Here is a 14,865-nt window from a genome sequence, read left to right as displayed (position 1 = left end):
AAATTATGACTAATAGTGCAAATGAATTATCAAATAAGGCACCAATAATACTAACTTGGGTACCAAGAGTATATGGTGCATCTTTACCTGATGGTAAAAACAGTGACCTTAATTACTTAGATATAATAAAAAATCATAAATTAATAAATAAAGAAGAGAGGGATATATATTTGGTTATCAATGGTCCTGGATTCGAAGAAAATCAAATAGATGATTTAAAGCGTGAACTGAAAGGAATTGAAGGAGTGCATGTTGTAGATTTATACCAATATGACTGGAGCGAAATAGATCAAGGATGGAAGATAGATGGTAAAGATACTAGTATCAAAGATTTCTTTAGAGATATGTATAACATGACAGATGAACAAAGAACATACTTTGCTGTTGAAATAGATACTTTTAGATTAGTTGCTCTGGCACTCTTAAAGCAGTTTTCGGAACATGAAGGTGGAATATATATAGATTTTGATTCTTTAAAAGCCATTAACTCTCATATAGGGAAGGATATAACAATCCCTGAAAAAATATTGTTAGGGAATGTAGTGGTAATGTTTGACCCGAATAGTAGAATAATTGTTCACACAAGCTTAAATAATGATCTAATTGCAATAAATGATTCAAGCGTAGCAGTTGATATCTTATCTAAATATAAAAGTAAAATACTAAGTCAAAAAGAAATGTGCGGTGAATTATTAAAGTATTTAACTTTAATAATAAGTGAACTAGGTAATTGTATCCCTCATATGCTTAAAGAAAAGGAAGAGATGACAGAGGGACAAGAGAAAAATAAAATAGAAAAGATGATGAAAGAAATGATTAATAAGAAAGAGGATGCAGAAAGGTATGTAAAAGATTTAAGAGATTATAGAATAGCGGCGTTGTATGAACGAGCTTTTCTCCCCTTCCTTATCACACTTGGATTAAATTTAGGTCAATTCAATGTTGTAAGGGTAGTTGATTGTAAATTAGTTGGTCAAGAAGAAAGCAGACGTGAGTCATTTGATTTTAGAGAGAACAATGGTAATTATGTTTTTAAGCAAGAGAGCGACCTATCCTGGATGAAGGGAAAAGATCTATACCATGAACGAGTAGATAACAAGCTGAAAGAAACAGAAGTAGGCAGGGTAGCAATGGAAAAGCTATCGCTTGCATAACAGTTATTTAAGGGACTTTCTATAGAAAGTCCCTTAAAGCAGAGACTGAAAACTTTAAATCATGACGGAAGCAAAAGTTCTAAAAATTGACAATTAATAGAGTATTTGCTAACATTAATATAAATAACGTGTAATATAATATGTCAAAAAAAGTAGTTAATACATTGAAATCTGAAATAAAAAAGTTCAAATATGCTGATTTCAAAGCTAAAACTAAGGATGAAGTAATTTCTGGTAAGGGAACATATACGGATCTTAATAGAATGGACATTACTATTAATGGTAAATCGATCAATCAAAAGTTTATCATAGGTTTGTACTCAAAACACAAAAATCTAATTCTGAAAGATGAAAACGGAAAAGAGGATTATCGTCTACTTCTTAAAGAAGTTTTTAGAGAGATGTTTATGCATGCTGATGCAACGATTCCCAATTCATCTATTATTGAAGAGTTGATAGATAATTATTATCAAGGTGGATATATTTTTCCCGCTGCTTTTATTATGAATCAAACGCTTGATTCGTTAAAATTGTGCACAATGGGTGGCGGCTCAACAAACAAGCAATATATGAGTTGTTACCAACCCGATTGTCTAAAACTTAATTTCAGTATGAAATATACAAATATGTGCGACATTGACATGTATAATGAGGTAACGTGTGATTTATCCAGTTCAGTAGAATTTAAACTGAAATGTCAGGATGGAAATGTGACATATGAAGATGGTAAAGTGTTGCTTACAATTCCTAAAGAGTTAGAAGCTTACAAAGCTGGCGATGACAGTCTGCTTGATAAGCTTACTGATATTATTAATAAGCTTGTTGAATACTTTAAAAAGCTCTGCGAGAAATTGGGCTTTAAGTTTGATACAAAAATAGAGTACAATTCTGAGCGTAATATAAACATAGAGCACAACCTTGGCAAGCCACTGAAGGTGATAGATGAGCCAGATGTATATGCCGTCAATGGCTTGAAGCGCAAAGCACAATAAAAGTATTTATTTAGGGGAATGAGGACTCCCTTTATTGTCATTCAAGTAGCTAACACTGGGGTTCAGAGTAGGCAATAAGAACTGGTCACGTGCTGGAATGACAAGGAAGGAAGTGCTGGTTTGAAATTAAATTTTCTGGATTTTAGTGTCACATATTGACCCTATAGTTTTCTTTTCTCGTCTAACTCACTCTGCTGAACGGATGCCAATAAAATTGTCTTCTTTTAAAAGAATGTGAAAGCAATTGGTTGAATTTTTTTACTAATGTTTTATTATGCCGTGAATGTTGTGAGGTAAAACAATGATCGGTAATGTAAAAAAATTATCAAATAAAGCACCAATAATACTAACTTGGGTGCCAAGAGTATATGGTGCATCTCTACCGAATGGTAAGAATAGTGATCTTAGTTACTTATATATAATCAAATCATAAATTAACAAATAAAGAGGAGAGGGACATATATCTGGTTATAAATGGTCCTGGATTTGAAGAAAATCAAATAGATGATTTAAAGCGTGAACTGAAAGGAATGGAAGGAGTGCATGTTGTAGATTTACACCAATACGACTGGAGCGAAATAGATACAGGATGGAAGATAGATGGTGAAGACATTAGCATAAAGGATTTCTTTAAGAATATGTATAATATGTCAGAGGAGCAAAGGATGTATTTTGCTGTTGAAATAGATACCTTTAGATTGATTGCTCTTGCTCTTTCAGAAAAAATGACAGGAGAGAAAGGTGCAATATATATAGACTTTGATTCTTTAAAAGCCATTGACGCTCATATAGGAAAAGACATAACGATTTCTAAGGGAATTTTGTTAGGGCAAGTTACTGTACATGTTAATCCAGAGAGCGGCAAAATTATTAAAACGGATTTAAATAATGACTTGATTGCAGTAAGTTGTCCAAGTATAGCGATTAATATTTTAGCTCAATATAAAAGAGAAATACTGAGTCAAGAAAAAATGTGCTATGAATTGGCAGAACGTTTATCTCGGTTTATGCAAAGAGAAGAATCACAATTTTTTACCGCATGTAAAAGATTGGAAGAAGAACAGCTGTGGGATGATGAGACGAAGAGATTAGTGAGAGTTATTAAATACGGATTAAAGAAGATAGAGTGTACAATAGGTGATCTCAAAAATGGTGAGATAAGAAAATTATATGAGCCACGGGTGTTAAGGTATATGCAACATCGTGAAGTAAGTATGAATTTGGGTCAATTTTATACTGTAGAAGTAATTCGTAGTGAATTAATTGGTCAAGACGAAAGTAAACTGAAGCTGTTTTACTTCGAAGAGAACAATGGCAATTACGTTTATATAATAGATAGTGACCTATCTTGGGCGAGAAGAGCAAACTTATACCATAAGCAGGTAAAAAGTGAGTTAGAAAAAGTACAAGTAGATCAGATGGGATTGGAAGATCTATCGTTAAAGTAATCAAGTGCAAACCCGGAAGAAACTCAAGTTACAGTTCATAGTCTATATTAGTTAAAAATTAATGATTTATGTCTATTATAGTATATATGTCAAAAAAAGTGATTAATGAGCTGAAAGATAAGGCGAGGGAGAGGAGATATGCTGATTTGAAGTCTACAGAAAGTTCTGATTATAGAACATATAAGGATTTGGATATGGACTTTAATAGTGAATATGAATTTGTTTGTGACCTTGTTATTAATGGGAAGGCAATAACTAATGATTTCATTAAAAATTTATATTTAAAACATGTAAATCTCATTACAGAAGATAAGGACAAAAAAGGGAGTTATCGTCTGTTTCTTAAGCAAATCTTCACGGAAGTATTTGTACACGCCGGTGCAGCAGTTCCAAATGACTCTATTATGGAAGAATTGATAACTTATTATAACAGGTCTGGGTACAAGCAATTCTTTTCTTCTCAAAGTCAAGCACTTCGTTCTTTTGGATTGTGCATGTATTCATTCCACTATTTAATTCCTTCTTAGAGCCTGTACGTGATCTCAAAAAAGGGATAGAATGAGAGGATAAAGTATATAAAGTAGGATATGCGAAGTTTATATCCAAGTGATATAAGTCGAGAAAAGTTTGAGATTATTGTAGCAGATCTGGAGTCTTGCAGGAAGAGGACAAAGCCAAGAACACTTGATTTATATCATGTATTTTGTGGAGTGTTATACGTCTTAAAAAGTGGCTGCCAGTGGAGAATGTTACCAAAAGAGTTTCCAAAATGGCGGAATTGTTACGACTATTTTAAGAAGTGGAGTGAAAAAGCAGATGCAAATAAAGAAAGTGTTCTGGAGCTGGTATTAAAAAAAATAGTTGGCGTGGTCCGACAAAACAATGGTCGGAAAGAAAAAACCAGCTTCTGCATAATTGATGCACAAAGCGTAAAAAATGCAGATACTGCTGAAGAAAAAGGCTATGATGCAGGCAAAAAGGTTTCAGGAATAAAACGCCATATTGCGGTAGATACACAAGGTTTACCCCACGCAATTTATATAACAACGGCAGAAATAACTGATCGTAGTAGCGCTGTGAGAATGGTTAAAAATGCTAAAGAAAACCTATCTGAAGTTAAAAATATACTAGTTGATGCTGGCTACACAGGAGAAAATTTTGCAACACAGATGAAAGTAACTATTGGTGCAACTGTTGAGGTGAAGCGAATTACACACCTTTGTCGTATTGCCGAAAAGATGGGTTGTTGAGAGATCTTTTGCTTGGTTGCAAAAATGTAGGCGATTGTGGAAAAATTGCGAGCGGAAACTCAACACTAGCCTGCAAATGGTCGTTCTTGCTTTCGCTGCTTTGCTTCTGAAAAGATTATGAACAGGCTCTTATAGAGAAAGGACCTATATAAGTTGTGAAGATCCAAATTGTCTGAAGTTCAGTTTTAGCGTAAATGATGGCATATATAACGATAATAAAATTTTAGTATGTGATTTACAAAACTCAGTGGAGTTTAAACTAAAATGCGAAGGTGGAAATGTGAAGTATGAAGAAGGTAAGGTGTCTCTTGCTATTCCTAAGGAGCTGAAAAACTACAAAGCAAATGATAAGAATTTGTTTGACGTCATTATTGAGTATTTTCAGAAATTTTGCGAAAAATTTGGATTTCACTTTTTTGAGGAAAAATTTGAGCATAATCTGGATAAGCCACTTGGAGTATTAAGTGATATAAATACATCCCAAGATAAGAATCTAAACTTGAAGAATTTAGAATAAGATATTGAAATCTCTGCTTTTTTTTAATAAGGTGGGTATAATAAAAAGTAAATCAAGTTTTACAGAAAACCTTTACTTATGATGAAAAGTACGTAATACGTATATAATATAAGATTGTGGTATGTCAAAAAAAATAGTTAACGCATTGAAATCTGAAGTAAAAAAGCTCAAGTATTCTGATTTAAAATCTATACCAATGAAATCAGGTGGTTGGAGTAGCATAAACTCTGGTTACAACACATATATTGACCTTGATAGATCACACAACCTTACTATCAACAAACAAAAAATAACCAATGAGCTTATCGAGGAGCTATATTCAAAACATAAAGATCTCATTTTAGGGAATGAAAAAGGGAAAAGAAATTATTGTTTGTTTCTTAAAGTAGTCTTTATGGAAATGTTTATACGTGTTGGTGCAACAGTTCCAAATGACTCTATTATAGAAGAATTGATAGCTAGTTATCATCAAGAAGGATATAATCATTTTTTGTTTCTGCATTTATTAAAGGCTCTTTTTCCACTTGGCTTGCTTGTGTTAGATTCTGATATAATAATAACTTATAGTATGGATTGCCATAGTTCCAATTGTCTAAAACTCAGTTTTAGCATGGAATGTATAAGGGTACTTAGCAGTGATCTTGCTAATGATATCAAAACACCAGGTTTTTACAGTTCAGTAGAATTTAAACTGAACTGTAAGGGTAGAAATGTAACATATGAAGATGGTAAAGTGTCTCTTATTATTCCGAAAGAGCTGAAAAATTATAAAACAAGTGGTAGAAGTTTGTGTGACATTACTATTGAGTATTTTCAGGAATTTTTTGGAAATTTGGGATTTAAATTTGAGACAAAAGTAGAACATAGTCTAGGGGAGCCACTGAAGGTGTTAAATGATGTAAGTGTGCTTTGCTCTCAGTTAGAATGTATCCGTTCAGTAGAGTGGTAAAATAAATTAGACGAAACTAATAAGTGGGTATCATGAAAGTAGCTATCATCCAGTCTTTTCATGCAAAAAACAATGATGTCATTCCAGCGCGTGACACTGAGGTTCAAATTGCTCACAAGCAACCTCATCATGGATACTAAAAGCAACGGTTTCAATGGGACTACAGAAGGGCTGTGCCCTCATTATTGTAAATGCACTTTTACTCTATTTTTATACTATCTTATTTTGCCATTCTGCTGAACGGATACAGATATTGAGATTCGCGTTTTTAAAGCTAGAAAATACATCCCTTGAGAGAGTAATTTTGCTACTGAAAGCAAAAGGCCTTTTTACAATCTTCTATCTACTACTCCCTCATGAACAGATACGTTAATCTTATCTAACTGCTTACTAACCTCTTCATTACTTGGCAAGTGTTCTCTAAAACGTACTGTATGCTGACATCGATCCAAAGGAGTTTGTAATCGCTCAATATATACTTTTGCTAGCAACTCAGCGTCAATTAGCGCTCCATGTAACTTCCTACTCTCTAGTGATATACCAAAATGCTCACACAATGCACTTAAAGAAGCTGGTGGTCCAAATCTCTTTCTTACAAGCGGTAATGTATCTAACACTCTGTCTGAAGAGATTAATTTGGCATTCAGTTTACCAAGTTCCATGTTCAAAAATTTAATGTCAAATACAGCATTGTGAATTACCAAAGTATCGCTAGATATAAAATTAAGAAATTCAGATGCAATCTCTGAAAATAATGGCTTATCCTTTAGAAATTCTTCGCTGATACCGTGAACTTTAAATGCACCTTTGTCTATGCTCCTTTCTGGGTTGATGTATCGATGGAATACTTTGCCTGTTGGAATACGATTAATTAACTCCACACATCCTATCTCAATAATTCGATGGCTATTGACGTCAAGACCTGTAGTTTCAGTGTCAAGTACTATTTCACGCAGCCCATCTTGTTTGGAAAGTTCTATACTTAACCTACTACTAGGATCTGACTGACTATTGGTAGCTTGTATCGTTTTTTTTCTTTTAGCTACTAATTTTTTTGTAGCACCTTCACCATCTTTTACTCTAGAGTGTCCAGGCGCTTCGGTTATTGCGCTTTTTTTTATACTATCAAGGATAACTTCTTTATCATTCAAGAATTTTTTACCGTTACCTTCTACATAAAGTGAGGTGAGATTTTTGAGTGCTATATCTCCTCCATAGTGGTGGCGCCACACTCCAACAATGTTGTTGTTTTCTACATTTAATAAAGTAAGATTTGGGAGACGTTTGCTGCCAATTAAAAATGCAAAACCTATATCGCCAATATGATTATTGCTTATTTCAAGTAAAGTAAGGTTTGGTAGATTGCCTTGACCTATATATCCTGCACCTTCGAAACCGAGTTTATTGTTCCTTAGAGTGAGCGAAGTAAGATGTGTAGGTTTACCTAATTCTTTTACATCTTTAGAATCAACCTCTACATTTATTAAATTAAGCTCTTTAATGTCTTTTTTATTCTGTAGAAAGTTTACCAGCTTCCTTACATCAATTTTAGCACTTACATTTGATATTGTTAAAGCTTTATCATGCACATATTCGCCAAAATTCACCTTACCCTTGCTAATATACTACGTAAATATTTTAGCTGATATCTCAGTAATTGTCAATTGCTTATATAAGATCTTAACACCCACAACAGCTGGTTTAGGTGCTGTAAAATTCATACTTTTTGTGATCAGCTAAGTAAAAAGTTAAGCCTAGGGCAACTCACTAAGCTTTTCTGATTTATTGTTATACAGTTCTTGAGTTTTTTTCTTCCTTTACAAAAGAATCTGTTACTAAATCCTTTAAAGTTTCACCAGGCTTTTCTAGCAATTCAGGTTTAAGTAAATACTCAAGTTCATATATTGCTGCTGTAATTGCTATAGCAGCTAAAGCTGCAATTAAAAATGGTGAACTTATTTCTTCTGTTATGAGTGTTAAAGTTATTAAACCTCCTAGCAGCCCAATTACTGGTGGAACAATAATTGCTGCACCTCTTTCCCATAATTGTGTTTTCTGTTTCTTTTTTTTGCGTCGTTTACACTCTCCTTTTTTTCCTTCAAGTGGAATTTCTTTAACTTGGACTTGCTGACAAAATGTTACCTTTCTTTTTGGCTTTATTTTGTCAGAAAAAGAACATTTTGATAACTCAGTGTAGTCAACTTTTTCGTTAGAATCACCCATAACTTTTTCGCTTCATCAATACCTATATTAAATTATATTCTAAATAAAGTCATAATATTAATTACTATATTAAACTATACTCTAAAAAAATAAGATATTAACTACAAGCCTTGAGCCTGTTAAAATCTTCTTCAGCGTGGTATGATGACCGAGTTAGTGGGCTTGATGCAACTACCAAAAAGCCTTTGGAATAAGCAATATATTTATAATGCTCAAACTCTTCTGGGGTAACATATCTATCAATCTTTGCATGTTTTGGAGTTGGTTGCAAATATTGACCAATTGTAATGAAATCAACTTCGGCACTACGTAAATCATCCATGACCTGAAATATTTCTTCCTTTGTTTCTCCGAGACCAACCATAAGCCCTGACTTCGTGAAAAGCTTAGAATTGATCTGTTTCACCATCTTTAGCAAATATAGTGAATGAAAATAACGAGCTCTTGGCCTTATTTTTGCATACAGTCTTGGTACTGTTTCGATATTGTGGTTATAAACATCAGGTGATGCAACAGCTATTGCTTCAAACGCTCCTTTCTTATTTAAAAAATCAGGAGTAAGAATCTCTATTGTTGTTTCCGAAGTTATCTTTCTAATTTCTTCTATACACCTTATAAACTGATTTGCACCACCATCTGCTAAATCATCGCGGTCAACAGAGGTAATGACAACGTGCTTTAAATTTAACTTTTTTATCGCTTTTGCTAAATTTTCTGGTTCATGAGGATCGAGCTTATCAGGAATGCCAGTTGCAACGTTGCAAAACGCACAAGCACGAGTACAAACAGAGCCGAGAATCATCACAGTAGCATGACGTTTATTCCAACATTCACCAATATTTGGACACGCAGCTTCTTCGCATACTGTATGTAAGTTATGTAGCTTAACAGTGTTTAAGGTTTTATTGAATATTTTACCAGCTGGAGCTTTTGCTCTGAGCCATATAGGCTTACTATGCATCTGAAACAGCTAATTCTACCTCTTGTTTTGCTAAAACTTTCTTTAATCTTCTTTTTATCTTTTGTGCTTCTTTACTTAGTTTAATTGTTTTTGTATTGAGCAAGAAAGCATCAAGATCACCTTTATAGTCTATAGTTCTTAAAGTTCTTGTTGCTATACGAAAGCTAAACTTTTTGTCTAATATATTACTCGTCAATGTAACTTTATGTAAATTTAAGAGAAAGGTACGCTTTGTTTTACGATTTGAGTGCGATACCTTATTACCAAAAGACTTTTTTCTATTTGTTAATTCACAAATTCTACTCACTTCAATATACCAATTTATCCTATGTAACTAGGTTAACCTTATATAGTTAAATAGTCAACTCCCTTGCTTGATTTTTATACCGTATACTGCTTTATAGCCAAAAAACACTGTAATTTTTTCTATTACAAGAGAAACCATATGCTGCATTTCTAATGCTTTACTGCCATTTGTTACTAACAGATGCAGAACACCAGAATTTACGTTTTGTGCGTATGAGATCTTTTGTGGTTTTGTACATTCTGCTAATTCCTCTCCAACTATACTTTTCCAGTTTAAAATAAGACGTATTTCATTTTTGCTGATCTTATTTTTCATGCATTTTAATGCATAGTTTTCTATTATAGATTTTAATTTCTTTGGCCCGCTATATTTAAACATCTTTCCAGTACTTAAAATTAAATTATATTACAACTTTCTTATACAAAAAACTAACTTATTGTTTTCATGACCCTCGGCCTCACACATAAAAAGCAGTATTTGTATATTGTTGCCTAACTTGTAATCATTTTTAATTGTAATTTATTAAATTATTATGAAACTAAGTAAAATTCGAGTAAAGTATAGTATTTCCAAGAAGATTATCTTTTTACTGTATGCCGTAATTTTCTTATAGCTATCTGTTTTTTAAGATCTTTCTGCAATCCAAGCTGCTTGAATGGCCTCTAATATTTTTTCATTACAATACTTTTCATCATCATCAAACTCTTCTAAATCCAAGACTTTTCTTTTAAGTTCAGTGAATCTAATACTAATTATATCTTCATTTGGAAATTTCTCTTCTAGAGCTTCTGCAATATCTTCTATATCAAGCCATTTCATACTTTTTTAATAAATTAAACTGGTGCCCATGGGGAGACTTGAACTCCCAAGGTCGCAAAACCCACGGATTTTAAGTCCGCTGCGTCTACCGATTCCGCCACACGGGCCTTATGTTGTTTATCTAGAGTAAAATTCTACTACTAAATTGACTTCCATGTCTGCTGAATAGGGGACTTCGGAATATTGAGGCGCTCTCAAATACTTCACTGAAAGTGCTTTGCTGTCTGCCTCTAAATAATCTGGAGCCTTACGTTCTTGTTTTTGTTCAGCCTCTATTAATATAGGAATTTTTGCTGCTCTTTCCCTTATTTTTACTATATCACCAGGCTTCACTCTATAACTTGATATGTTAACCACCTTATCATTAACTGTAACATGTTTATGAGATATAAGCTGTTTTGCCGAGTAAATTGTTGGCACAAAACCAGAGTGATATAAAACAGAACTTAACCTTGATTCCAAGGCACCAATAAAATTATCAGCCGTATAACCTTTTCTTTTGTAAGCATCTAAAAATGTACGTCTAAGCTGTTTGCTTGAAATTGCATAGTAGAACTTAAATTTTTTATGTGCAGCAAACTGCTTACCAAAGTCAGATAATTTCTTAAATCCAAGAATACCATGCTGACCTGGAGGGTATTTTCTTTTATTGACCGAATCTTTTGCTCTACCCCATAAGTTTACACCAAGCCTGCGACTGATTCTATACTTTCTATTGATAACAGTTGTCATACAAAAATTCTCACAATCTAACTATAAATTATTAATGATTTTAACATTAAGTGTCAACTTGTTTTTGCCACTATGATGTAGTATACTTCACTTTTAAGTTTTCCTATTAATACATGAATCATCTATTACTAAAATCCATGGCAAATGCTGTCCGCTTTTTATCAATTGATGCGGTACAAAAAGCAAATTCTGGACATCCAGGTATGCCACTTGGCATGGCAGATGTTGCAACTGTATTATTTGCTAAATATCTAAACCATAACCCTGATGATTCTCAATGGATCAGTAGAGATCGTTTCGTCTTATCAAATGGTCACGGTTCGATGCTGCAATACTCTATATTATATCTGACAGGCTACATTGGTATAGATGAACTAAAAAACTTCAGGCAACTTACATCAAAAACTCCAGGTCACCCAGAATTTGGCTTAACTTCTGGTATAGAAGCAACAACAGGCCCGCTTGGTCAGGGATTTGCCACTGCTGTTGGCATGGCACTTGCTGAATCGATTCTTGCAAAGCAGTTTGAAATCAGTCACTACACTTACGTAATGCTAGGAGATGGTTGTCTTATGGAAGGTATAAGCCATGAAGCAGCGTCCCTTGCTGGGCATCTTAAATTAAATAAGCTGATAGCACTTTTTGACGACAATGACATCTCTATAGACGGCTCTACTAGCCTCTCTTGTTCTGATGATGTAGAAAAGCGTTTTTCAGCGTATGGATGGAATGTTGACAAAATCGATGGGCATGACTTTGATGCTATATCCCTTGCAATAGAGCAGGCGCAAAAGTCTGATAAACCTACACTAATCTGTTGCAAAACTATTATCGGAAAATTTTCGAGCCGTGCTGGCACATCTTCTGCTCATAGTGGTGCCTTTACAGAGGAAGATGTAAAACAGATGAGAGAAAAATTGAATTGGGACTATGAACCATTTCATGTACCAGAAGATGTGAGAAACGCTTGGATAGAAACAGTTAAGAGGGCAAAGCAAAACTATACATCCTTGATCAATGAAGAACTACAAAGAAGACTTGAGAAACGTTTGCCAGACAATATCGAAAATGACTTAGCTAACCTGAAGAAACAAATATGTGAGCTAATGCCAAAAGAAGCTACTCGATCTTCTTTTGGCAGAGTAATGGAACTATTAACGAAGTCTATGCCAGAATTAATTGGTGGTTCTGCTGATCTTACCGGTTCAAATTGTACTAAATATAAGTACATGCAGGCAATAGATAGTAATAATTATGATGGTTCTTATGTCCACTATGGAGTGAGAGAGCACGCTATGGCAGCTTGTATGAATGGTATGGCTCTTCATGGTGGAATTATTCCTTATGGTGGAACTTTTTTAGTATTTTCCGATTACTGCCGACCTGCTATACGTCTTTCAGCTTTGATGAAACAACAGGTTATATATGTAATGACTCATGACTCAATTGGAGTAGGGGAGGATGGTCCAACTCACCAGCCAATAGAGCATTTAGCTTCTCTGAGAGCTATACCAAATCTGTATGTTTTTAGGCCAGCAGATGCAATTGAAACTTTGGAGTGCATTAGCATTGCACTTGAAAAAAAAGAGTCACCTGCACTATTTGCGCTTTCAAGGCAAAATATTAATTACATGCACTCTTATACTGACCAATTGGCCAACCTATCAAAATTTGGTGCATATATACTATGCGAATATTCAGGGAAGCTAGAAGTGACGATATTTGCTACCGGATCTGAAGTTGAAATTGCAGTTGAGGCAAGAGAAAAATTACAGGAAAAAGGTGTAGGAACAAGGGTCATTTCTATGCCGTGTTGGAGGCTTTTTGACGAGCAAAGTGATGAATATAAAGGGGTAATATTAAATAATGACAGTATTAAAGTTGCAATTGAAGCGGGAAGTGAAGTGGGTTGGCATAAATATATAGGCTCAAACGGTATATTTATTGGCATGAAAAATTTTGGAGAATCAGCACCTTATAAAACACTTTATGAGCATTTTAATATCAGTGCAGATCATGTAGTAAAATGTGTTTGTGAACAACGCTTTTTGTCATTCCGCTGCGCATAAAATTACTTAATGAACTCAGCCAGTGCCGTTATTATGATAAGGAACATCGGTGAAATGTTTCGAGTAACTTTTCCGTTTCTATGATCCACTTGGCGGCAAGAATAAAGTTTTAATCATTCTATGGTTTCTGTATAATTTTCAAAACTTAATTGATATATATGAAGGTAATAATAGGTAGCACTAGTAAACAATTAGGAGATTCAATAGCAAGTGGGCTAAATGCTCAGCTATTACCTACTCAGGTATCAAGATTTGCCGATGGTGAGGTAAATGTAGAAGTAGCAAATAATCTACATAATCAAGAAGTATACGTAGTACAATCTCTTTCTTCCCCTGTAAATGATAACCTTATGGAGCTTTTGCTTACAATTGATGCAGCAAAGAGGTCAGGAGCCAAGAGAATAACGGCTATTATTCCTTATTACGGATACAGTAGGCAGGATAGGGTTATTAAAAACAATAATATGCAATCTGCTTTAAGTGCTAAATTAGTTGCAAATCTTATTCAAACTGCAGGTGCAAATAGCGTTGCTGCTATTGATTTGCATTCAAGTCAAATTGAAGGTTTTTTTGATATACCAGTTACTAATTTGAGCTGTTTTGAAGTATTTGTTGACTCTATATACAAGGAGGATTTTGCAATAGTTGCGCCTGATGTTGGAGCAATTGGCAGAGCTCGTGCTTTTGCAAAGATTTTAGAGGAAAAATACAAGTTAGATAATGATATTGTTGTAGTAGATAAATATAGAGAAAAAGCAGGTAAATCTCAGGTAATGAATGTAATCGGAGAAGTTGCAAACAAAAATTGCGTCATTGTTGATGATATAGTTGACTCTGGTGGAACATTATGTAATGCAGCTCTTGCTTTAAAAAACCGAGGAGCAAAGTCTGTAGTTTCATGCATTACACATGGAATACTTTCAGGAAATGCAGTTGAGAAAATCTCTTCCTCTTCTCTGGATAAATTAGTAATTACGGACACCGTATTTCACAAATTTGAAAAAAATGATAAGATAGAGGTTGTTTCAATTGCAAATATTTTAATTTGCTTCATGCAAGGAGGTAAAAGTGCCAGCTAGATCAACAGAAGATGTTATCACTTCGTTAATAGAATTTGCAAATAAGAGAAAAATAACAATTACTAAAGAAGAAATGCTTAAAACTGCACAGCTTGTGAGGATTAAGTTATCCGATGATGAGATTCAATATTACTCAAAAGAACTGACAATGCTGGATTGGATACATGATACTTTGTTGAAAGTTAATACTGAAGGTGTTTCTCCTATGCGTTATGGAACTATAGATAAAGATATTCATGTACGAGATGATGTTGTAAATTCTCAAAACATTAAAGAAGAGATATTATCCAATACAAAATCGGAGCATGGGTATTTCGTAGTACCTAAGGTTATAAACGATTAAGATAAAGCAAGATTTATACCGA

The 14,865-nt window shown here is 34.0% G+C and carries 17 protein-coding genes, 1 tRNA gene and 1 pseudogene; 11 read left to right on the top strand and 8 right to left on the bottom strand.

Going from position 1 to position 14,865, the window contains the following annotated elements; all coding sequences use genetic code 11:
• Positions 1 to 5 precede the first annotated feature (5 nt).
• From ABWU64_RS04225 to ABWU64_RS04190, 8 genes and pseudogenes are all read left to right on the top strand, one after another.
• Positions 6 to 1,154 carry a hypothetical protein gene (locus tag ABWU64_RS04225; RefSeq protein WP_015588570.1) on the top strand — a complete coding sequence of 383 codons (1,149 nt, stop codon included), beginning with the start codon at positions 6 to 8 and terminating at the stop codon, positions 1,152 to 1,154.
• A 140-nt stretch (positions 1,155 to 1,294) separates the two neighbouring features.
• On the top strand, positions 1,295 to 2,146 hold the full coding sequence (locus ABWU64_RS04220; RefSeq protein ID WP_015588571.1) for a hypothetical protein: 852 nt from the start codon (positions 1,295 to 1,297) through the stop codon (positions 2,144 to 2,146).
• A gap of 301 nt (positions 2,147 to 2,447) precedes the next feature.
• Complete coding sequence (locus ABWU64_RS04215) at positions 2,448 to 2,579, top strand: hypothetical protein (protein ID WP_353279351.1); 132 nt, start codon at positions 2,448 to 2,450, stop codon at positions 2,577 to 2,579.
• A gap of 97 nt (positions 2,580 to 2,676) precedes the next feature.
• A complete protein-coding gene (locus ABWU64_RS04210; RefSeq protein ID WP_353279349.1) occupies positions 2,677 to 3,594 on the top strand; it encodes a hypothetical protein in 918 nt (305 codons plus the stop codon).
• A gap of 86 nt (positions 3,595 to 3,680) precedes the next feature.
• A complete protein-coding gene (locus ABWU64_RS04205) occupies positions 3,681 to 4,121 on the top strand; it encodes a hypothetical protein (RefSeq protein WP_353279348.1) in 441 nt (146 codons plus the stop codon).
• Between the two features lie 60 nt (positions 4,122 to 4,181).
• A pseudogene (locus ABWU64_RS04200) lies at positions 4,182 to 4,965 on the top strand (IS5 family transposase).
• 126 nt (positions 4,966 to 5,091) lie between these two features.
• Positions 5,092 to 5,361 (top strand): hypothetical protein, encoded by a 270-nt coding sequence (locus tag ABWU64_RS04195; RefSeq protein WP_353279347.1) that lies wholly within the window; start codon positions 5,092 to 5,094, stop codon positions 5,359 to 5,361.
• A gap of 121 nt (positions 5,362 to 5,482) precedes the next feature.
• Positions 5,483 to 6,310: a hypothetical protein gene (locus ABWU64_RS04190; protein WP_015588574.1), complete on the top strand. Its 828-nt coding sequence runs from the start codon at positions 5,483 to 5,485 to the stop codon at positions 6,308 to 6,310.
• 329 nt (positions 6,311 to 6,639) lie between these two features.
• Here ABWU64_RS04190 and dnaQ read toward each other — a convergent pair whose 3' ends face one another.
• From dnaQ to rpsD, 8 genes are all read right to left on the bottom strand, one after another.
• Positions 6,640 to 7,290, bottom strand: coding sequence for a DNA polymerase III subunit epsilon (gene dnaQ / locus ABWU64_RS04185; RefSeq protein ID WP_410541967.1), 651 nt, complete (start codon positions 7,288 to 7,290; stop codon positions 6,640 to 6,642).
• Positions 7,291 to 8,098: 808 nt separating this feature from the next.
• Positions 8,099 to 8,533, bottom strand: coding sequence for a hypothetical protein (locus ABWU64_RS04180; protein WP_341815934.1), 435 nt, complete (start codon positions 8,531 to 8,533; stop codon positions 8,099 to 8,101).
• Between the two features lie 97 nt (positions 8,534 to 8,630).
• Positions 8,631 to 9,494: a lipoyl synthase gene (gene lipA, locus ABWU64_RS04175; RefSeq protein WP_341815935.1), complete on the bottom strand. Its 864-nt coding sequence runs from the start codon at positions 9,492 to 9,494 to the stop codon at positions 8,631 to 8,633.
• Positions 9,487 to 9,801, bottom strand: a complete 315-nt coding sequence (rpmB, locus tag ABWU64_RS04170) for a 50S ribosomal protein L28 (protein ID WP_015588578.1) — start codon at positions 9,799 to 9,801, stop codon at positions 9,487 to 9,489. Before rpmB ends, lipA begins: the two co-directional genes overlap by 8 nt.
• Before the next feature lie 54 nt (positions 9,802 to 9,855).
• On the bottom strand, positions 9,856 to 10,179 hold the full coding sequence (locus ABWU64_RS04165) for a DUF721 domain-containing protein (RefSeq protein WP_006012687.1): 324 nt from the start codon (positions 10,177 to 10,179) through the stop codon (positions 9,856 to 9,858).
• Positions 10,180 to 10,425: 246 nt separating this feature from the next.
• Positions 10,426 to 10,620, bottom strand: a complete 195-nt coding sequence (iscX, locus tag ABWU64_RS04160; protein WP_007302643.1) for a Fe-S cluster assembly protein IscX — start codon at positions 10,618 to 10,620, stop codon at positions 10,426 to 10,428.
• 20 nt (positions 10,621 to 10,640) lie between these two features.
• Positions 10,641 to 10,727, bottom strand: a tRNA-Leu gene (locus ABWU64_RS04155).
• A 10-nt stretch (positions 10,728 to 10,737) separates the two neighbouring features.
• Positions 10,738 to 11,352 carry a 30S ribosomal protein S4 gene (gene rpsD, locus ABWU64_RS04150; protein ID WP_006012690.1) on the bottom strand — a complete coding sequence of 205 codons (615 nt, stop codon included), beginning with the start codon at positions 11,350 to 11,352 and terminating at the stop codon, positions 10,738 to 10,740.
• A gap of 113 nt (positions 11,353 to 11,465) precedes the next feature.
• On the opposite strand from rpsD, the gene tkt reads away from it, so the two are divergent.
• The 3 genes from tkt (at position 11,466) to gatC (ending at position 14,843) form a co-directional block, all read left to right on the top strand.
• Positions 11,466 to 13,421 (top strand): transketolase, encoded by a 1,956-nt coding sequence (gene tkt, locus ABWU64_RS04145; protein WP_135352851.1) that lies wholly within the window; start codon positions 11,466 to 11,468, stop codon positions 13,419 to 13,421.
• Positions 13,422 to 13,579: 158 nt separating this feature from the next.
• Positions 13,580 to 14,500 (top strand): ribose-phosphate diphosphokinase, encoded by a 921-nt coding sequence (locus ABWU64_RS04140; RefSeq protein WP_108784141.1) that lies wholly within the window; start codon positions 13,580 to 13,582, stop codon positions 14,498 to 14,500.
• Positions 14,490 to 14,843, top strand: a complete 354-nt coding sequence (gene gatC, locus ABWU64_RS04135) for an Asp-tRNA(Asn)/Glu-tRNA(Gln) amidotransferase subunit GatC (RefSeq protein WP_108784140.1) — start codon at positions 14,490 to 14,492, stop codon at positions 14,841 to 14,843. The genes ABWU64_RS04140 and gatC overlap by 11 nt, the downstream gene beginning before the upstream one ends.
• The last annotated feature ends 22 nt before the right edge of the window (positions 14,844 to 14,865 follow it).

This window comes from Wolbachia endosymbiont (group B) of Xanthorhoe designata (genome assembly GCF_964028585.1).
In the GTDB taxonomy this organism is placed as follows: domain Bacteria; phylum Pseudomonadota; class Alphaproteobacteria; order Rickettsiales; family Anaplasmataceae; genus Wolbachia.
The sequence above is the reverse complement of the archived record's forward strand: the minus strand, read 5'-3'. Positions and strand labels throughout refer to the sequence as shown.